Below are 20937 nucleotides of genomic sequence, written 5' to 3' on the forward strand. Positions count from 1 at the left end.
TATGTATATTATAATAAATTAAGTAGTATCTCTAAATCATTATAATATACTTCAGAATAACTAATAAAGTTGTAATATTAACAATTTTTAAAGGCAGCTAATTAACACACAAGCCTTTTCTATCATTAATTTTATATACTTTATCATGTTTTATTGTCAAAAAACTTAAAAATCACCTTTTTTTGCAAAAATAAATTATACATGTTAAAAGACAAAATTAAAGTTTTTTTAAGAAAAGAAACTATCACATTATATATTATTCGTATTAAAAAGATACATTATAAAAACTATGATTTTGAAAATAGTAATATTCTCATATGTTTAGGGGAACTAGGAAAATGGTTTGATCCAAGGTCTGTCATTAAAAGCAAGTATAATTATTAATTATATTACAATTCAGCATGAAATAATAAATATTACATTCTGAAGTTTTTTATCTTGGCATTGAAAGATTCAACGGCAGCATTAGTACTTTTATCAAAATATTTAGGATGTCTCTATAATGGTATGATTATCTTTAAGGTTGAAAATGATTTAAACTCTGCTTCTTCAACATTCTTGAAACAATGTACCAGTTTAGTCATTGCTAAAGAATTTTATAATGTTTTGATTATAAATCTTTCTAAGCCCATCGACCAGATGATAAGCTTTTTCCAGGTCAGGATATAGACAGAAAAGGAATAGAAGCTCTTTGCCTCTGGGATTCACTCCACTTCTTTTGACCTTTATAAAGTAAATACCTGCTTCTTACCAAAAGCTGTTTCCTGGTATCTGCATTGGTGAAAGATTATTCTTCAATAGAGTTATTTTCCATTTCAAGGGCTTCCCAGCGGTGTTTTATACAAGGGCTTCTATGGCTAATTTTGAACATGAAAACGGTCACTTTTTAGCAATAAGTTTCATTGAGCCATACATATCCAAAATAAATTCTTTTACCATTATGCGAAACTTTCTGCTTATTTTTAATGATGTTCTATAACAACTTCACGCCGGATTCCTTTAATTATTGCTACAATGCTGCCTTTTTTACCTGTTGCCTTCTTGGAAGTGAGAACAGTATAAATTTCTCCATCAGAGAGAGCTTCTTCATCCAAAGATAATGAATCTGAGAGGTTCTCAGGATAAAGAACCCAGTGGTGAGCATGAGATCTGTGCTCCCAATTCACATACTCACTTAGCTTATTTTGATATTGCCTTTGAAAAGCCTTCATTTAAACCAAAGAACTATGCAGTAACCTTCAGAGGAAGCGCTTTAATATCGGCTATTTTTTTAAGAAACTTGCAAAGTCCTGAATCATACACGTTCCTTTCACTACAAGATGCCAATCTCTCCGAGGAATTTCCCCCGATGACTTATCAGTCCATCTTCTTCTTTTTACATGAAGCTTTACTATTTTACCCCTTAATGGGTAATCATCTACGATGATTTTAGGTAAAAACCTTTCGATTCAATAGTTTTTCTTTGAACTCTTGGGGAGTACTATTTTTTTCTGCAAAATAAATATGAAGTTCAGTATTCTATTCTTCTGCTTTGATGATATCAAAGTATTTAACTAAAAATTCCGGAAGTAATAATTTAAGAAGCTAGTGATCGCTTAACAAGGACAAAGATACACCAACTTTTGCGCCTGACCCGTTACTTCCGATATAGATTTTATTGATTACACTAAAATTGTAGAAAAATTATAAATTAGTTTTAGTATATAAGTTTGCTTAAACTGACAATGTAATTTTGGGACAAATTCAATAGTACTTTAAGTGGTAAAGTACCACCAGAATATCTTATCCTTTACCCCAATATTTTGCGTTTCGTTAGCCTACCCCAATAAAAGATATACAATTCTTACCTAAATTAAACAAAGGCGATGCACTCAAATAACGCTTATTATCTTAATTCGGGCCTATTGTGAAAACAATTTGGGTAGCGTAATTTGTTGCGGGAATGATTACAGAAACACCACTTATCTGAACTTGTCCATTAATACCTGAGAACCTTACACTATTACCTAGTCCTAAGATTCCGGAAAAGTTGATGGTAAAAAATGCAGTGGCCACGGTTTGTGGTATTTCCACGTAGGTAGTCCCTCCATTAATGGTTGCAGTACAGCCGAGGCAGAGACCACTGATAGAGGTTGTTCCGCCACTTCTTTTAGTATAGAGATGCAGATTGCTATTCCATGTGGTTGGGGTATGATGTACGCTTATTCTGGCGGCACCACTTGAAAGAAGATTTAGGAAAGATCCCGGTAATGTTCCGGATAATGTATATAAATTGGTAACACTCTCATAAGTTCCGGCATAGTTTGTTCCGGCTTCGGTGATAGTAGGTACACTCACAGTCCAGTTACTTCCGCCTACAGTTATGGTTTGCCCTTTCATATAACTAGTGACAATTATAAGGATAAGACATAGATATATCTTAAAATAGGTTTCTCTGAAAAAGCGGATGTTGATTTTCATTTTTCAATTTTATTCTGTGATGGTGTAGGTAATGACGACAGCCGTATTAGCCTGTGCAATTAAATTAGCATATGTATTGGTCGTTAATGAAACAGTAAGCAGATGGCCGTTACTTGAACCATTTCCTGTATAGGCACCTCCAATTCCACTGATAATAGTAGTGGCAGTAGTAGATAAGGTAATGACCCCAGCGGAAGTTCCCAATGTTCCTCCTCCAGCTCCGGTAGCTGCTGCGGCTTGTACTCTTATATTAACTCCTGCGATGACTTTATTCACAGACGCTGTAATTCTTCTGGTAAGACCGCCGGGAGCAATAGCAGAAGTATAATTGATCCATTTAGAGGTATTAGGTGTAGGGTTACCAATAGCATTTCCGGCTTCAGTAGGAGCGGTAAAATTAAGGGCAAAGCTTCCTGTAGGCTCAATATCCATTAAAGTCACAACAGGCAGTGTCATCGTTACATTGGTCTGGGAGTAAAATAATCCAGACAGAAGAAAAGATGCTAATAACAATATGGAACGGATCAAAATCATTTTTTCTTTTTTATTTCATTATATCCCACTTTTAAGGATTCCTGCTGGTATTTTATTTCTATCTGCTGCTTAACAACACTGATACTTATTTTTTTTGTTTCCGAAGACTGTAGCGTAAACTGAAATTTATCGTTGGAAACCTTGTAGCGTTTATCAAGACCATTACGATAAACTTTTACAGTCCAGTCTCCCGGCCTGAGGTAAGTGAAATCAAAATCCTCTCCTATAAAACAGATTTTTCGATAGGTTTGATCCTTGCTTGCCGCTTCTATAATAATACTTTCCTTTTTCTTTTTTTGTGCTAGGGGCTCAGGAAGTTCTGTCTGATTTTTATTTTCTGTTTCCAGAAATTGGATATGTCCTTTGACATTAGCCGCAGTAGTTAATCCGAAATTAAAAATATTTTCTTTATTGCTAAGAGAAAGTGCTGCGGGAAAAGTTAACGTAGAAATATCATTAATGTCTGTTGTTGAACGGTCTATTTCCAGAAAATAATTTCCCGGGATCACATTTTTGAATACATAATTACCCTCTTTATCGGTTACTGAAAGATAGCTGCCCAGCATTAATCTTATTCCTTCAGTCTTTTTTATCCCAAGATTGCTAATGTTTCCTGATAAAGAAATATATTCTGCTGTTTTCTGTACTGGAACGTTGGGACGCCAGGTATACCGCATGGAAAATATAAAATCTTTATCTCCAATTTCTCCTCTTTGTAATGAATATCTTCCGGAAAGATCCAGTTCATTTCCAGGAAATAGCTGTTGGTGAAAGAGAAGTTCAAACAAATTCCTGTCTTTAAAATATTCTTCAGGCATATAATTGTTCTGATAAAAAATACTTAAAGAAGTTTTATCAGAAAACCTGCTGTAAATTCTTGCCCCATAATAAAGCTGTTTCTGATTCAGCAGCTGGTATCTTGAGCTGATGGCATAACTACCGAATACATTAAAAGATGTTCTGAATTTTTCAAATGAAAGATTGGCAGAATAGAAGCTTGAATTACCACTAAATCCAATCAGATAATTGTCTGTCTTACCAAACTGTCCTTCTAAGTTTACCTGAAACATACCGATCTTCTGATCAATACTCACTTTGAAAAAACGCTCATAATAATCAAACTGTTTGGGTTCCAGACGGTCCTGATATTTTTGATAACCATTATTAAGGATAATAGAGCCGTTGGACAGGTATTTATACTGCAATCCATACTGGAAATACTGTCTGTAAGGCGCAGCTAAAAACAGTGTGTCTCTCTGAAAATTTTTTACATCCTGGGTATAGTTGACAAAAGCCCCAAGCTTTTTAGAAATCTTGTAATAGACATTTCCGTTAAAAGTATTGGTATTTGTGAAATATCCGGCAAATTCAGGGCTTGCTTTTACATACATTAAACTTCCGTTGAATTTTTCAAAAGTAGCATCGGCCTGCAACATATAAGCTGTCCCATCAGTCTGTTTAGTTGTACTGTATGCAACTTCCCCGGAAAGATTGATGTTTCCGGATATTTTGAATTTTCCCTTAGCGTATGGAAGATGGGCATCAGAATCCAGTCTTACATCACTATATCTGACTTCTCCTTTTCTTGGCGTTTTATAAAGATATCCTACAGAAATTTCTGATTGTTTCCTGATTTTAAAAGTGGAATAAAAATTAAACTCATCCTTTATATCCCGAAAAAATCTCGGATGATTATAGAACCCGCCCACACTTACTTTATTAAAATCATACCGGATTTCTGCGCCGCGGCCGTATCTTGCAAATTCCGTTAAGTAAGATGAAGAGTAGGTTTTATCACCCAGATGAATGAAAAAATCATCACGTTTATAGTTTAAAAAATATTCTTCATATTGGGTGAATGTGTTTAATTCTACGGGATTGTGTGTAACTGCCCGGAATTCAATCTGGTTTTTATTGTCTTTATCAAGGGTTCCTTTACCATAAATTTCTCCCTGAAAACCGTCATTGTAAACGCCCATATTCTTCATTCCTATGAAAGAGAGCGAAACGGCAACAGGAAGCCTGTGGTAAATGTCATTTTCTGAAGGTTTTACAGAGATAACCTGGGTGCTTACATAAACACTTTGATTTTCTTTACTGCCACCTTTTGAGTACACAGAAAGATTTAGGTTCTGAAATTCATTTTGGCTCAGTTCAGGATTTGTTATTTTGTGGATTGTGATTATTTTTGACTCATTGGGTTCTAATACTACCGAAAAATCACCATCAAGAACTGCATTTTTACTTTCCAAAAAAATGTCTTCCGTTATATTGCCATTATTTTTTAAAAGAAAGCTAGCCCTGATCGTTTCTCCAGCCCTTACAAATTCTGGCGAATCAAGAGCTGTGACAGAAAGGCTTCTGTTTCCTGAAACGGTTATTTTGGATGTTTTTGTGAAGGATATTCCGTTGCTGCGATCGGTAATATTCAATGTTACAGAATAATTGCCCTGAGCGGTTTCCGCAGCAATACGCAAAGGAACCAGATAAGCGGAAGTCTCATGCGGAGCAAGCTGAAATTCTCCCTTTGCTAAAATAGGGGTAATAGAAGTACTGGATGTGGCAACTAAAATGTCATACATTTTGCTTTCTGCCGAATTATTTTCTAATGTAAAAGGAATAGAAGTAGACATTCCCGGCATTAAACTATCTTTTTTACTGACCAATCGGGTAGATTGCTGTTGAGAAAAAATAAATGCCGGGAATAATAATATGATAATAAATAAAGTCCAAGTTCTAATCATTTTTTACTTCTAATTCAACGTTGATTGCAAATGCATTCTCTTCTTCATCCGTAGCTATTATGGTGGCTCTGTATTTGTCCGGTGGTATTTTGCTGATGTCTATGTAAAACGTTTTGGAGGTATCTGGCAACAGACCCATCGTTAAGCTTGAATAGGCTCCTACTTTCTCCCCTGTTTTACGGTTATAGATTTCAATGGTTGTTGTGGGTTTACAATAAAGATTACCGTTATTGGCAATGGCTATCTTTGCTGTTTGTTTACCTTCCTGCTTTTCTACTTTTACACTTTCAAACTTAAGGTCCGGTTTGGCTTTTTCTGCTTCAAAATCTGTAATCACCTGAATGGCATATCGTATTACAGAAGTGATACTCACTCCCGGTTTATTATCGCTGGGTTTTATATCCTCTACCGGTTCTACAATGATGACACTCCAATAGCTTCCGGGATCTACAACCTGATTAGGAACGGTAATTTCATAAAGCACTTCTGTCTTTTCCTTGCCTTTAAGGGTAACCAGATTGGTGTTGAGCTTTATCCATTCTCCGTTAGAACGTTTATTGGTGCGTAATGCTGTATAATTAATGGTTCCATCTGCATGGTAAGCAAAATCCTGTAAGAATAGTTTTACACTTTGAGGGTTGCTGCTCGTGTTTTCAATGGAAACTTTTCCCTTGTAAACTTTCCCGTTTTCTATTTTATAAGAATGCGTAAGCCCGTTGAGAATCACAATGCCGGCATGTAAAAAGCTGAACTGCAAAATCAAGGTGATCAAAAGAAGAATACGCTTTGTCATCATGTAAAGTTTGGTGTTAAATCATTAATAATACAAAACCAGGAAGAAACTGAATAACAATTTCTTCTTGCTTTTGAAATACGAATTAGAAATTTATTTAAATTCTAATTGTCTGATATCGTATAAGTAACAGTAGCTACTACAGTGGCTGTTGCCTGTAAATCTGCATATGCTGCAACTCCTCCGGGGCCGCTTCCGGCAGCAAGAGCATAGGTAAGATTGTGGCCGTTATTGGCACCATTTCCTGTATAAGCACTTCCTATACCGGAAATAATAGTCTGGTCAGCAGCACTTAAAGTCAACAGGCCTGCAGATGTACCCAATGTACCTCCTCCAGATCCTGTAGCCGCAGCTGCAGTTACACGAAGATCAACTCCTGGAACTATGGCGTTCATTTTTACACTTACATTACGTGTAGGATCTGCAACAGATTTAATAGAAGAATAATTTAGCCACAAAGTGGTGTTAGAAGCACTTGGAGTAACAGGATTTCCTGCTTCTGTAGGAGCTGTGAACCCAAGTGTAATATTTTTCGTAGCAGCTGGCTCAATATCTACCAACGCAACTTCGGGAATAGAAATAGTGACTGTATGATTGTCTGTATTGGTATCCTGCGCGCTCAGGTTCACGGACAAAGCAACCGCAAATAAAGACATTGCAATAGTTAAATTTAGTTTTTTCATGATGTTGATAATTAATTGTTGTTATTACTTATATAATATATTGATTATTTTCACCGAAAGCCACTCATATAATGAAATATTCATAAAATCCCCAACTACACATTTATTATTGAGAAACATTGTACTTCTTATTTTTAAAATTGCCCTCAATTTACCATCATCCCCATTATATCCTTCATTAAATTGAGGGCAACTTAAAAACAGCCCAAGGAAACCCTCAGATACAAAAAACCATTATCAAGATATTTAATCTTGTTTTACTAAGATTCTAACAAAATTTAATTTTTCTGTGTAGAATTATCAAGTATAAATTTTAACATCTATTTTTATAACATTGAATAAATGTATTATTTAGTATTATAAAAATAATTGATATCAAAACATTACGGAAATAAAAATGTCGAAACGCTAAATTTTAAACACAAACAGTGTTCGTCAAAAAAAAAAACAAACACCTATAAAATAACAAAAATCTAAAATATGATTATATTTGGCAAAAGGTGCGGGATTATAAATCTAATTAAACTAATTAACAGACTATGGAATAAACTAATTTTAAAGGCCAAAAAAAACTACTATTTACTCAATAGCTATTATAATTATCTTCCAATACTATTTTTTTGTAGGATAATAATATATAAAAGTATATTTATAGTGAAGTACAAGATCCAGAAGACTAACATTAATTTTAGTTCGTAATTATTACTTTTCTTACCTGCCGATTTAAGATTATCATTACCCATGATTGCAGGAAAGCCCCTATATTACCTTGAATGCGAACTTCATATTCGGTTTGAATATTATAAATCACAACAACAGGCTTTTGAGAATATCCCCTCAAAAACATGTTAAGTCTTAACACATCACTTTGAAAAAGTGAATATCATCTTTAACAAAAATTAAACTGAAAGCCAAAAATAAACTCAGGAGTAATTCCTAATTTTGTATAAAAAATGGATGAAAGGAAAATATCATGAGAACGAATAGAATCAAGTTCTAGCATATGTGAGTGGATATATTCAATTACTCTTATTTCATCAACATAGACCAAAAGAGAAGTGGCTTTTTACAAACATACCCAAAGTAATCTCTTAAAGATGTATGATTTCGACTATGAAGAGCCGTAGAATAAGTAATATCTTTTTTCTTTGCTAAATCGAGATAAAACTATTTCAAACGCAGACATGAATAATCAAGAAGGTTTTATACCATGTACTATACTACTTTTTGATATATAAGAGGAGATTTGATGGAGCGTACCGGGATTCGTATTCAATTACCTGATATCTTATACCTAATCCTTGGAACTCTTTATAATAGGGCGGACAGACCTTATAAACTCCTGTTTCAAAAATTTTTATATCATATTCCGTATAGTCATAAAAAGTCATCGTGTGCCAGATAAAGATTATCTAAAGTTGCTAATAATAAAAGTCGAGTGATTATATCAAACCAAAGAGACGGATAAATTCTTTCAATCAATCTTTTACCATTTCTTCATTAACATCTTCCAAAACCTCAATACAAAAATAAGGATTAATATTGACGAATTTCATATCATTCTCTATTAAATAAATGACTACGAAATATACGTATTTAATAATAATTCTATGGCACTTTTAAGTTTCAATGTATTTACGATATTGGGAAACTTAAAATAGCAAGGATAATTATATTATAAACCGTTATATTGGATATATCCTAAATAAACACCTAATTGGGATTGTGATAATCTATAAGTTTTTATTTTTAGTGGAAAAATGGCTTCTGGGAATTGTAAATTATGGTACACTTTTTCACAAACCCATGAATAAAATGTTATAAATAACATAATTTCAAAAACCTCATTCCACTAAAAAAATACTCAAAATTATAAAAATATTACAATATAAACCCAAATTAACATTCTTAACATGGACTAATCAATAAAAACTCTACTTCAAAACTATTGAATTGTACTATTAATTTAATAATAAAAAAGTTAATTTAGTAAGCTGACCTGTGGATAATAAGGAGAAATTTTCAATTATATATTAAAATTCAGAATATAAAAATATAAATAGGTAGTTTTCTAAAGAGAAGTCTCAAAACATGCGTCTATCTGTAAATCTCGTATGCCGTAATTCATTCTTTTAGTGGATAAGAAATCTTTTCGAATTTGCCAAAGTCACTAAAAATTTACTTTAATAGAAAGAGAGAATATTAGAGTGAAAAATAAATTTTTCACTCTAACTAAAATTATCTAAGTACATATGGAACGGCTCCCGTCTTTTCTTGAAATAACGAATATATTTCCACGATCTAATTCTGTACTTCAAAATTAATCTTAATTTTCAAAAAATCTTCCTATGTATACTTTATACTTCAGAATTTTTCTGAGATCCAAACCGGTTACCTTTTGTATTTATATTAATTAAATTTTCTAATTTACTATCAAATCTAATACACTGCACTCCCATTTTGAAATCAAAAAAAATTCTTTAAATTCACCTTTTCTAGGATACTTTTTTTTATATATAAATAAAGAATAGGAATTACTAAAAAATTAATGATAATAATACTTCTTTAAATACAATAAAAAGAAACAACATAAAACATATAACTATTATAATACCGGAGATTACGGGGTAACCAAAGATTAAAGGTTCCTTTTCCAATGTTTTTGGGGTTTTGTATTCCATACAATTTTGCTTATTTATTAGAAATTGAGAGTACACAATAGCTTTTTTTCTCAACAAAATTGAGAAAATGTAAATCTGTTTAAATTTAATTTAAGTATTTTATATATCTGACATCAAAAATATTTAAATTACAGAAGTTAAATATTTTTGAAAACCACCATCAAATCCTAAAATAGAGTTTTTTGGTAGAGTTTAATATGCTATACAAAAAACAAACAGTTTCTAATTTCTATTTTGTACGCTATAGATAATTTACATAATATGCGGGTTATAAACTGTAACCAGTTTTGTACTTCAAAATTTATTTAAGATGATTTTCCTTGACTCAACTTAGGTAAAATATTAATAATCTGAACTTCTGCAAACTTGCTCTTTTCACCATCTTCTAAATTTTAATATTATACTTTTAAAATGATAATAATTGAAATATATTTACTTAGCTTTTAATGCAGCATTGAAAGCTTTTCCGGCATTAAAAGCTTTTCCAGGTACACCTCTTAATACGGAACCAGCCTTCATACTAAATTTATTGCCAGCTTCAGAATCTACCAAAAGATTCGCAAACTGCGGAACTTTTAATATCATAAATATCATTACGAGTTGAAAAGCAATAGAAAGGAGAACATTAGTAAATTCTGTAGTTCCAACAGGTAAAAGAATGATCATCACTTTCAAAATGATTAATATAGGTTCCCATAGCAGGATAGACAGAAAGCCAAAGAACCATGCCTTTACAATTTTTTCATTAGATACAATAAGGGAAAATGGTAAAACAAATATTCCTAGAACATAATAAACAAATATCATCAGTAATTGTCTCAATAATATATATCCCCAACAACAGAAGCGACAAAATAAATAATGATATGAAAAAGTTCTAAAAAGGGATTAATCTGCAGAACATCATACACTCCATTTCCATCTGCTCCTGTTCCCTGAACATGGGTTATCGCAGCTTGAAAGGCTTTTTCAAAATCACCAGGGTTACGCCCTGTCACACTATAAGCTCCCTGTTTTACTACAGCAGATAAAATATCTACCGTATCAAATAATAATAATTTGACCAAAGGAATATATAATGTGATCGCCATAAGAGTGAGAATAGGCCTTAAAAGTGTATCCCGCCCAATTTTTTCATCCGGATCAGACATTGCTCTCATTACTTTATACCCAACGAAAACAAAGGTAAATGTTATAGCCATCAGAAGAACATAGGGTCTTGACTCGTTAATAAAGAGATCAAACCTAGTTTGAAGAATTGATCTGTATTGATTTAAAATTTCATCTATTGTCATTTAGCTTGTAGTTTTAACCATCAATAAACTTCAATTTAAAGATGTTACTATTTTTTATATTTTAAATAAGACTTTATTGGCGACTGATAAAGATTCAATATCTTTCTTTATAGCCAAAACAGTAGCTCTAATTTTCAAAATTCTTTCTAGCAGCTTTCCAAAAACAGTATAAACCTGTCCCAAGCCTCCAGAAAGAAGTCCTGATCCCAAATATTTGTAATAATCCGATTGAGCTTCATCTAAGTATCTGTTTTCAATTACCAGGTTTTCATATTTCTCTGACAGTGAATGTTTCAGAAATAATGGATTTAACTTTATGATACTGATAACCTTTTTTACAACTCCAATATCTTTTCTTGTATCAGCAATCATAATAAGAGAAGTAGATGCAAGTACAAGGCTATTTACATTTGTTATGCTCTTTTTGTCATCAATCTCTTTTTCAAGCTTTATCAATTTTTCAAATAATTTATTTTGTTTGTCCTTTAGAGCAATTTCTGCTCCTAACCCGCCAATAATTCCAGTTTTCGTTCCTGCGACGGCATAATCATTAATATCAAAAGACCAACTCTGTGTATAACAAAAACTAAAGCTAAAAAAAAGCAGGAATGTGGATATTGATTTAATATGTTTCATCTTCCAGTGTTACTCTTATTACTTTATCTAGTGCCTGCTGAATTAAGCGCAGTCTTTCCCCTTCAGGAATATAGTTGGCAGTATTCAGATAATTGCTAATATTTTCTATCTCTGAATCAAATTTCGTTTTGAATCTTCTTCTTATCAAAACATTTGAAAATTTACCACTTGAAAGTGGGGAAGTTGTTATAATCGGATACTTATCCTCTATATAATCATAACTTGTTTTGGATACAAATTTCAATATATCATTTTTTTTAAAGGTTAACTTAAATGATATATGGGTAAGCTCCTTATTAGGCTCTATATAAACATCTTTTGTTCTTGCTAGAATACCTGTTTTTGTTATGGCGTACCCTCCCAGTTTTCGATGTGCCGAGACCATATCCTTGTACATTTCCTTTGACAAAAGATCATTTGCTGACCAATTCCAAGTCATATTAATCGTAACAAGCTGAGCTTTAGGACGTATAAATAATAATGATGCTCCAACGAAAAAGGTCTTAAAACCGAATGATCTGAAATTGACATATAATATATTCATGACTTTAAAAAATTGATATTAACTATTTAGTAAATTGCCGGACTAATTTCCTCTTCAGCGTACTTTCTTTTATATTATCTTCTACCCTATCCAGTTTCCTGTTAATTGCAGACAGCGATGTTCTCAGGTCTTCATACAGATTAAACTTTTCTCCCAAAATGGTAGTAATTTCGCCATTTAAGAAATGGGAAGACATATTCTTAATTTGACTGTCTGCTGAAAGTAAATACCCCCTGTTCTCTTTCTTTTTTGAATAATATAAGAAAGAAAGCTTTTCATTATCATCCTTAAGTTTACTGGATCTATCTTTGACATTATTGATAATATCATTTACCGTAGATAACCAGACAACGCCGCCATAATATGGAATCCTCTTTCTATACTCTTTCAAAAAATCTTGAGTCCTTTTCTCTGTCGTTTCTTCTCTTCCTTTTAACGCAAGATTAAGTCCCAAAGTCACCCCTGAAAGTGTTACCGAAGGAACGTCTGATAAAGGCCCAATAGGGTTATTGGCAAACGGTTGACAATACGCTTTTATTGAAGTAAATACTAACAGTATTATCAAAACCCTGTACATAATAGAATAAATTTAGAGGTTAATAAAAAAACTAGAATATAATTTCAAGGTTCTTGATCAATTGAATGAGATCCGGATTGCTTTGTATCAGAAGTGCCAGAGCAGGCAAAGTCATTACTCCAACAACTTCTTTATCATTTTTAGAATATATCCTTACCAGCAGATCACGAACCCTATAGATTTCTTGTCTTTCAGATGCTTTTATTTTTGAAGCATCCACATTCTGAAGTGCAAGGAGTACTGATTTATCTAATGCTAAAGATTGTAAATAATCATTCTTAACATTAGTTATATAAGGAATTTTTTTAAACTGATTCAATATAACTGATCCTACCCCTAAAGCTCCAGTAGTTATAGATTTAGCAATAAAGCTATTTTGTTTATCAAATTTACCTGACTTTTTATAATTTCTTTCTAAAAATTCTTCATCATTTTTAATCATTTCTTTCAGGTAATCATTCTGTAGTTTTAGCTGTATCGCTCTTGCAGTGGTATGTCCAGCAATTTCTAAAAGCTTTTTCCTTGTGTCCGAATCTGTATTATTCAAATGGATGGCAACATGTACAAACTGAGCCGAAAATAGCTGGAATGTTAAAAAAAATAAAATGGGTAATACTCTCATAATACTATATTGTTAAAACTTATTATAGACCAATAAATATTTACGTTACTTAGGTATAAGACCTAATTTGTAGAATAGATTGCTTTGTTCCGCCTCATATTTCATTTCATCCAATTCCTTAGTCAGAAAATTTAAAGTGCTCAGAAATCCTTCATCCAACTTCTCTCTGTTTCCACGGTTAATTTTTATCCCCATCCCTGCTATAAACGCAGCTTCCAATATGCTGTTCGCAGCTTTAATATATTCCAGTTTCTTTCGGCACTTTCTTTTTTTAATGGGATTAATATAGGGGTTGCAAACATTAGAGTACTTGGAAAAGTTGATAAGGACTTTTTTAGAAATGGAAGTCCTAGCCGCATTTTCAAATTCATTGATAGCCTCAATTTGACCCAGCTCATCCAAACTTTTTTTGGTTACTTTTTCATAATCATCAGTGGCATTCTTCTCAAAAATTCTTGCCACTAAACCCGGTGGATCAATGTAGGGTAACTGCCCCTTATACAGCAGTGAAAAAAACAGTAATAGTAGAATTAGATACTTCATAACTGAAATACGTTAAGTATGTTTATATATATTCCGGAAATAAGAGTTTCTTTCTGGGAATGCGAATATTTACGCTTCTGCCTCCAGCATGCTCTCCTACTTCCAAGCTCAATATTTCATCTTCGTTTAATGTAAACTTATCAAAGATGAAGGTAAGAACCCTTGTTTCTCCCAATTTAATATTTCGCTGCTCACCACAGGATTTTACCGGTGTCAGTATTCTTTCCTGATATACATAATCTTTTTTGGCAGCATTATTTTTCTTAAGCTTTGATCTGAAAAGAATCTGGTCTATATCTAAAGTGATTTTAGACGTATTATAAATTTCTACCCGTAAGACAATTTTATTCTGAAAGTTCCTGTAATAGATTCCGTTTAAAGTCAGGTTCAATCCATCTTGAGTATCTTTAATTTTTACGGTAGAATGCGCGCTTTCAGATAACATACACAATTCCTGAAAGTCCTGTTCTGTCCTTTCTTCTTTTTCAATTTTGTAAATACTTTGTTTTGCAAAATAATCAATCGTAGTAAGGGTTTCCACCGCCTTATACGTTGTGATATCAGGGTTTCTGTTATACCCCATATCAATAGAATAATAGCTTCCTTTACCATTAATCACGGTAAGATTCGCCTGCTGGCTCTTTAAATCTTCCAACTCTTCCCCTGTATGCTTTAACTTGAGCATATTACCAATGGTATCAGCGACGAAATAAACAGACCCCACATCCACATATTTTATTTTTTCATCAAAAATAATGTGTGTGGTTTTCACATCTGAAACTTCAATTGCCTGGCGCTGAGATAAGGGTTCCAGTATTTCCTGGGCAAAAGATACCTGAGAACATATAAAAAATAGAAGGAATAATACAATATGTTTTTTCATTTCTCTTGAGAATTTAAATCAATAAAATCATTAATGGCCACCGACATGTTTCCTTTGGCTTCGTATATCCGCCGGATTACTTTATTTTCATCAGCATTAGAAGAATAACAGGCATATCTTTCAGGGGACACTTTCACTTTATACACGTTAGACATACTTCCTACTTTAACATAAACTTCTCCTTTGTCTGTGGAATAAAGTTTCTGAAGATCAGATTCGCTGAGTGATAAATATTTAGAAAATTTATCCTTAGATGCCATTTTCTTTTTATGGGAAAGCATAATTAACGTATCTGTATTATTAACCATCGCGGGTCCTGCAGCTGTATCCAGGATATCTTCCAGATCCTGGGTTGCAATGGCAACCTCTCCATAAAATTTACGAACGGTTTTGTACAAATACTTGATAAACTCGGCCATCTCCCCTTTGGAAATAGGCTTCCAGCACTCGTCTATAAATATTGATTTCTTTACGCCGGGAATCTTTTGGATCTTAGTCATCACCAGATTAATACACAACATGGTAACCAAAGGAAACAATGTCGGGTGATCTTTAATGTTGTCCATTTCGAATACAATGAAACGCTCATGAATCAGGTTGGCGGGTTCTGCTGCATTGAGTATATCTTTATAATGTCCGTCATAAAAATCTCTAAGGGAGAGTTTAAAACTGACCTTGTCAAAATAACTTAATTCTTCTTCAATAGCGGTATTTTCCGATATAAACTCATAGAAAGTAGACATACAGGGAAAAACATCATTATTCACAACATGCTCGTAATAAAGGTCCAGATAGGTGGACAATATCTGTTTCTCTTCTCTTGAAGGTCCTTCTTCTCCTTTCCATAAAAAGAAGATTAATGAAAGCAAAAAGGTTTTTTTATCTATGTTAATTTCATCTTCATCATAGTAATAAAAAGGATTAAATTGTAACGGAGAGTTTAAGTCATAGGTAAAGTAAACTCCTTCTACCAACTCACATAACTTTTTATAAGAGTTTCCGATATCTATCATGACGATATGATGACCTTGCTCATAATACTGACTCGCAATGTGATTGATCAAAAATGACTTTCCGGTTCCTGAAGGCCCGAAAATTAATCTGTTCCGGTTTACGATGATTCCCTTTTTAACAGGCTCGTCCCATAAGTCAAGACGTAAGGGTGATTCTTTTTTGCGGTCACAGAAAAGAATTCCATCTTTATTGCTCTCGTAATAGGACTCAAAATTTAGTAATGAGGACGTTTGCTCCGATATACCGATAAATTTATGATTCTCTGAAATATAAGCAGCAGTTCCAGGGCAATTATTCATATACAATTCCTTTAGAGCATACTTCACCTGATAAGGAGTAATCCCTAAATCTCTGAAAGCATTTTCCAATAAGTTGACATCATATTCCAATTTTTTTTGTGAAACATTCCAGACAATTACACTAAAATGCTGATAAATAAATGTTAACTCTCTTTCCAAAACATCTTCTACAAGATCTTCCACCTGAGAATAAGTAACCTGATTTTCCCTTGAAAGTATGGCCATACTTTTAAATTGATTCATTTTGGTTTTCAGAGAAGAAAAAACTTTTTCTGAATCCTCAATATAAATCACTTGATTGTAGATATGGTTTACATCCAACCCTGTAGATACCGGCTGTATAAAAGGAATTCTAAAATCAGTTTTAGGTGTGGAATGTTCAATACTTTTGATGGTACTATTAATGGTAATAGGAAGCTGACTATTGGAAGAAATCGTATACAGTTCCGCAAATTTATTTCCTATCTGTAAGTTCTTATCAAAAAACATATCCCTCAGATTAGTCTCCCCTTCTTTCGAAAGAGATAAATATTTTCCTAACAGCGCAATAATCTGATCATTACTTAATCTTTCTACTGCGAAAAAGCCTTCCTTAGTTAAAAATGAAAGACTCGACTCTACTGCTTTAATAAAATCATCTATTCCATCTAAATATTTGTTATACTGACTGGAATTATTAAGTATACTTACTTTACTCTTAGAGTCCTGTATTATAGTGAGATAACACTCATGGCTCATCGTAGGCTTTTCATGGAAAAACCTGTTATCGCTTGAGGCTAAAAAATTAGGACTGTCCGATATCTGCTCTTTGATAGAATCTACAAAAAAGAAATCCTGTTTCTGCAAGATTGTTCCGGCGGGTAAAGATCTGATTACTTTGTCAAAAATAACGCTAACCTGCTCAATCTGCTCGCTATCAAGTGAATATATCTGAGGAAGCATCACTTTATACACTAAGCCAACATCTCCTTTTTTGCTAATTAACAAATCATTGTCTACCGCTAATAAATTAAAAGCTTTTTTGATATCTGTATCTCTCATATTCTTAAGTAATAATTATAGCACCGTTCTTAAAGACCATTGTAATTAGAAACAGAGGCATTATTTGAGGAGCTTATATTGATCCATAATTGATATTTTTTAGGCAAGAACACTCTCCTCTTCTCAAATACTTCTTTACTTATTTCTTTTCCGGCTGACAAAATGGCCATGTTTTTGGCTTCCTTTAGATCCACCCCGGTATTAGCACCTCCTCCTAAAATAGAACTACCAGCATTTGTTCCTCTTTCAAGGGCATAATCGAAAATATCTTTTGAAACAGTTGATGGGATTTTAAGCCACGAATGATTGTTCACATGAATACCTTCTCTTCCATCATAGTCATACACTCTAAAGCTTAATAGGTACAGAACATTATCTTTTTTATAGCTTTCAATATTAATATTGATCCGATCCTCCCCTAAGGATATTCTTCCATAAACAATCGAGTTCTTAGGAATTACCAGTCCTCCGGGAAGATTTGTAAGCCTCATGTCTTCTTTTATTCTGATAGGAATAATATTTCTATCTAATACTCTCTTCTGTTCTATGGTTTCTGAAGGAATCAGCTGTAAAATCTTTCTATTACTCCCTGCTGTTGTTCCCTGAAAAAAATTCTTCTGATTGGGGATAGCATCTTTAACTAACTTCTCTTTACTTTCTTTTGTTTTTAAAGAATTAACAGAATCCGGAAAATTACGGGAGGCAGCAGCTTCCGTTAATCCTGCACGAATCTTATCCTGCAACGCAAATATTTTACCCAGACTACTTTCAGAGTCAGAACCATATCCGGAACTGTAATCGGAACCGGATGGGTAACTTCTTCCTTGTGAAGAGATGTTGGATAAAGCCTTCATATAGCGTTCCTGTCTTTTGGCGTAATCATTTTCTTCAGTTTTGCCATCAAAATTCTGAAACTGTCCCTGCAATAATTTTTCATCTTCCGGAAGTTCTGTATCTATTCCATACTTTCCATCTTTTGAAAAGTAGCTTTTTAGATCCCTTTCATCCTGATTATAAATTTCTAATTTTGATTTTTCTTCAAGCTGTTTCTCATCTACATTAGGAGTTAAAATCAACTTGTCATTGGACTCCTTTACTTTTGGAACCAGGATCAGGCTCATCATCAAAACAAGAATACCTAATGCAGCCACAAAAACAACCCCAATGATGATCTTTTTTTTCTTATCAAGATTTGCAAACATATTTTATAAACTATTGTTACACATAATATTCAGAAACAATAAAGGGTCAATTTTTTTACCTTCAATTATTACTTCATAATGTAGATGAGGACCAGTAGAATGTCCTGTATTTCCACTCAAACCTATCAACTGTCCAGGCTTTACCAAGTCTCCTTCTCTAACAAACAGGGACATTAAATGTCCAAATTTGGTTCTAAAATCTCCATCATTATGGATTACGATGGTATTGCCATATCCTCTTTCGTACATAGAACTTAATACAACTCCGTAATAGGTAGATAATACAGCAGTTCCCTGAGGTACAGAAAAGTCAACCCCATGGTGCTTTTTAAAAACTCCATCAATAGGATGTCTTCTATACCCATAATGTGATGAAACAATTGTCTTGTAGGATTCAACTGGCGGTATCATCTTCTGTGATTTTACTCTCTGATAAGGAAACATGATAGAAAGAATAAAATATACAGGAAGCAACCTATTTCTTTTGCTAAATACTATATACATAATGAGTTATCATCATTTTATATTTATTTCTTAAGTACAAAATCCATTCTATTGATCGTCTACATGCAAGGACAACTCAGCCCATAGTAGTTTTTTCCTCCCGGGAAATTCTATATAATTCGTTTTCAATGAGAATATCTACCTCTTTTACAATTCTTTCAAAATTTCCATTTAAAACCTCATTTATCACTTCTCCCTCTATAATCGTGGGTATCTCATTCTTTATCTGATCAGTACGCTTTTCTACTTTTATTTTCCCCCTGAAAATTTTTCGGTTAATTTCTTCTCCGAAATTATCTGCAACTACCCCTACAAACTCTCCCTGAGAAAGCTGTGATATAGCAGATACCGGAATTACGTACTCTAAATTCTCATTAATGGAATATGAATTATTGGTATCAATGGTTACATTTTTTAATTTTTGCTTTTTCTTTCCAAATATTTCCTGAAGCTTGCTTGCCGTCTCACTTCTTACTGAACCACTGAAAATATTACCTACGATATTAAATATTGTTTCTGCTACTTTATCGCCATAATCTCTTTTCAGCTGTTCAAGATCCTGCATTCCAATGGTTGTAGAAACTTTATTGGACCTGGCCGTTGCAATCAGGTTATCCAATCCCATAAAATACATGGTGGGCAACTCGTCCAATATAACCGAACAAGGTTGTCTTCCCTGTTGATTTATTTCTTTCAAAAGCTGTGTAACCACAAGCCCTAAAGCAGGAGAATTGGTTGTTTGGGTACTAGGTGAATTGGCAATTATTAATATGCATGGACTTTCCGGATTATTGATACTTAATGAAATATTCTCTTCAGGAAAAATATTATTGCCCATTACCCAGAATAATTCCTTTGTTGCCAACTGAGACAGAGGTATTCTCGCAGACGCTGTCTGACCTGAAAGCTGCTCATAAGCCTGTTTTGCCAAAGCATCTGCAAAAGGAGTCATAAAGAACCTTAATTCCGAATATTGACCAAAAACTTTAAACACTTTTTCATCCGGCAATGAAGCTAAAGATATTGCATGAGGCAATGTACAGAACTTCCCGTCTTTATAAATTCTCAGAAAATAAATACAGGCAGCGAAATAAGAAATAGCAGACTGAGCAAAAAAGTCTTTTTCAGTAATCCATTCTTTATTTAAATTAAACAAGATAGTTTGCGATGCTTCGATGGCATCTGCTGCTTTTCTAATCAATTGAGGATCCAGAGGATTCACAAAATTAGATTTCTCCAAATCATCCAAAGAAACCACACAGAAACGAGGTTTAATTTTGTACTGTTCTTTATAGTATTCATAAAAAGCAAATGTCTCTTTAGCGAGTGCAGGAAATTTAAAATCATACACCATCATCGAAAATTGCTTCTGAATATGTTGCCGTATATATTCTTCAACCACAGAGTAAGACTTTCCTGATCCCGGAGTACCTAAAACCATTGTGGCCCTGAAAGGATTCACAACATTAATTACCCCATTTTCTGTTTTAAAATTCACAGAATAAGGATTTTTCTTCACTACTTTCTCTTGTTCAAAAATTAGATTTTTCTCATTAAATTCATCCTTCTTATCATAAAAATTGAAGAATTTTCTGAGTTTTAGAAATCCAACGATATAAATAATATAAAAAGCAAAGGAGATAATAGTATAAGAGATAATCTCAATCTTCAACACCGATACGCTTAAGAAAATTATAAGTGATATCCCTGCTACTATAATATTCTTCATAAAAGAAGAACTTTCTCCTACTTCTCTCTTAACTTCAAAACCAAAGCAACAGAAGGTAACAATAGTAAGGCTTAAAGCCCTTAATAATAAAGAATTCTTAATGAGTGGAAAAGCTATAAATAACTTTATGATGAATATATTGATATATTCGTC

General features: G+C 33.2%; 18 protein-coding genes. All 18 read right to left on the bottom strand.

Features of this window, described 5'->3' with window-relative positions:
* Positions 1 to 962 precede the first annotated feature (962 nt).
* Positions 963 to 1166 (bottom strand): hypothetical protein, encoded by a 204-nt coding sequence (locus tag CLU97_RS23890; RefSeq protein WP_121486250.1) that lies wholly within the window; start codon positions 1164 to 1166, stop codon positions 963 to 965.
* A gap of 724 nt (positions 1167 to 1890) precedes the next feature.
* Positions 1891 to 2379, bottom strand: coding sequence for a hypothetical protein (locus tag CLU97_RS00415; RefSeq protein WP_121486220.1), 489 nt, complete (start codon positions 2377 to 2379; stop codon positions 1891 to 1893).
* Positions 2380 to 2469: 90 nt separating this feature from the next.
* Positions 2470 to 2994 carry a hypothetical protein gene (locus tag CLU97_RS00420; RefSeq protein ID WP_121486221.1) on the bottom strand — a complete coding sequence of 175 codons (525 nt, stop codon included), beginning with the start codon at positions 2992 to 2994 and terminating at the stop codon, positions 2470 to 2472.
* On the bottom strand, positions 2991 to 5738 hold the full coding sequence (locus tag CLU97_RS00425; protein WP_121486222.1) for a hypothetical protein: 2748 nt from the start codon (positions 5736 to 5738) through the stop codon (positions 2991 to 2993). The genes CLU97_RS00420 and CLU97_RS00425 overlap by 4 nt, the downstream gene beginning before the upstream one ends.
* Positions 5731 to 6534 carry a WxL protein host-binding domain-containing protein gene (locus tag CLU97_RS00430; protein WP_228437424.1) on the bottom strand — a complete coding sequence of 268 codons (804 nt, stop codon included), beginning with the start codon at positions 6532 to 6534 and terminating at the stop codon, positions 5731 to 5733. The genes CLU97_RS00425 and CLU97_RS00430 overlap by 8 nt, the downstream gene beginning before the upstream one ends.
* Positions 6535 to 6635: 101 nt before the next feature.
* Positions 6636 to 7214 (bottom strand): hypothetical protein, encoded by a 579-nt coding sequence (locus tag CLU97_RS00435; RefSeq protein ID WP_121486224.1) that lies wholly within the window; start codon positions 7212 to 7214, stop codon positions 6636 to 6638.
* 3113 nt (positions 7215 to 10327) lie between these two features.
* Complete coding sequence (locus CLU97_RS00440; protein WP_147436389.1) at positions 10328 to 10702, bottom strand: hypothetical protein; 375 nt, start codon at positions 10700 to 10702, stop codon at positions 10328 to 10330.
* 11 nt (positions 10703 to 10713) lie between these two features.
* Positions 10714 to 11190 (bottom strand): hypothetical protein, encoded by a 477-nt coding sequence (locus tag CLU97_RS00445; protein ID WP_147436391.1) that lies wholly within the window; start codon positions 11188 to 11190, stop codon positions 10714 to 10716.
* Between the two features lie 54 nt (positions 11191 to 11244).
* A complete protein-coding gene (locus tag CLU97_RS00450; protein WP_121486227.1) occupies positions 11245 to 11826 on the bottom strand; it encodes a hypothetical protein in 582 nt (193 codons plus the stop codon).
* Entirely contained in the window at positions 11813 to 12370 is a 558-nt protein-coding gene (locus CLU97_RS00455; protein ID WP_121486228.1) for a hypothetical protein, read from the bottom strand. Before CLU97_RS00455 ends, CLU97_RS00450 begins: the two co-directional genes overlap by 14 nt.
* Before the next feature lie 22 nt (positions 12371 to 12392).
* Positions 12393 to 12947 carry a hypothetical protein gene (locus tag CLU97_RS00460; RefSeq protein WP_121486229.1) on the bottom strand — a complete coding sequence of 185 codons (555 nt, stop codon included), beginning with the start codon at positions 12945 to 12947 and terminating at the stop codon, positions 12393 to 12395.
* 31 nt (positions 12948 to 12978) lie between these two features.
* Entirely contained in the window at positions 12979 to 13569 is a 591-nt protein-coding gene (locus CLU97_RS00465; protein ID WP_121486230.1) for a hypothetical protein, read from the bottom strand.
* A 45-nt stretch (positions 13570 to 13614) separates the two neighbouring features.
* Positions 13615 to 14112 (bottom strand): hypothetical protein, encoded by a 498-nt coding sequence (locus CLU97_RS00470; protein ID WP_121486231.1) that lies wholly within the window; start codon positions 14110 to 14112, stop codon positions 13615 to 13617.
* Positions 14113 to 14134: 22 nt separating this feature from the next.
* Positions 14135 to 14995, bottom strand: coding sequence for a DUF4138 domain-containing protein (locus CLU97_RS00475; protein ID WP_121486232.1), 861 nt, complete (start codon positions 14993 to 14995; stop codon positions 14135 to 14137).
* Positions 14992 to 17349 (bottom strand): TraG family conjugative transposon ATPase, encoded by a 2358-nt coding sequence (locus tag CLU97_RS00480; RefSeq protein WP_121486233.1) that lies wholly within the window; start codon positions 17347 to 17349, stop codon positions 14992 to 14994. Before CLU97_RS00480 ends, CLU97_RS00475 begins: the two co-directional genes overlap by 4 nt.
* A gap of 29 nt (positions 17350 to 17378) precedes the next feature.
* Positions 17379 to 18551, bottom strand: a complete 1173-nt coding sequence (traM, locus tag CLU97_RS00485) for a conjugative transposon protein TraM (protein WP_121486234.1) — start codon at positions 18549 to 18551, stop codon at positions 17379 to 17381.
* Between the two features lie 3 nt (positions 18552 to 18554).
* On the bottom strand, positions 18555 to 18962 hold the full coding sequence (locus CLU97_RS00490; RefSeq protein WP_183084486.1) for a M23 family metallopeptidase: 408 nt from the start codon (positions 18960 to 18962) through the stop codon (positions 18555 to 18557).
* 169 nt (positions 18963 to 19131) lie between these two features.
* The gene (locus CLU97_RS00495; protein ID WP_183084487.1) at positions 19132 to 20784 is read right to left on the bottom strand and encodes a type IV secretory system conjugative DNA transfer family protein; all 1653 of its coding nucleotides are present in this window, start codon (positions 20782 to 20784) and stop codon (positions 19132 to 19134) included.
* Between the last annotated feature and the right edge of the window lie 153 nt (positions 20785 to 20937).

This window comes from Chryseobacterium sp. 7 (assembly GCF_003663845.1).
Lineage (GTDB): Bacteria > Bacteroidota > Bacteroidia > Flavobacteriales > Weeksellaceae > Chryseobacterium.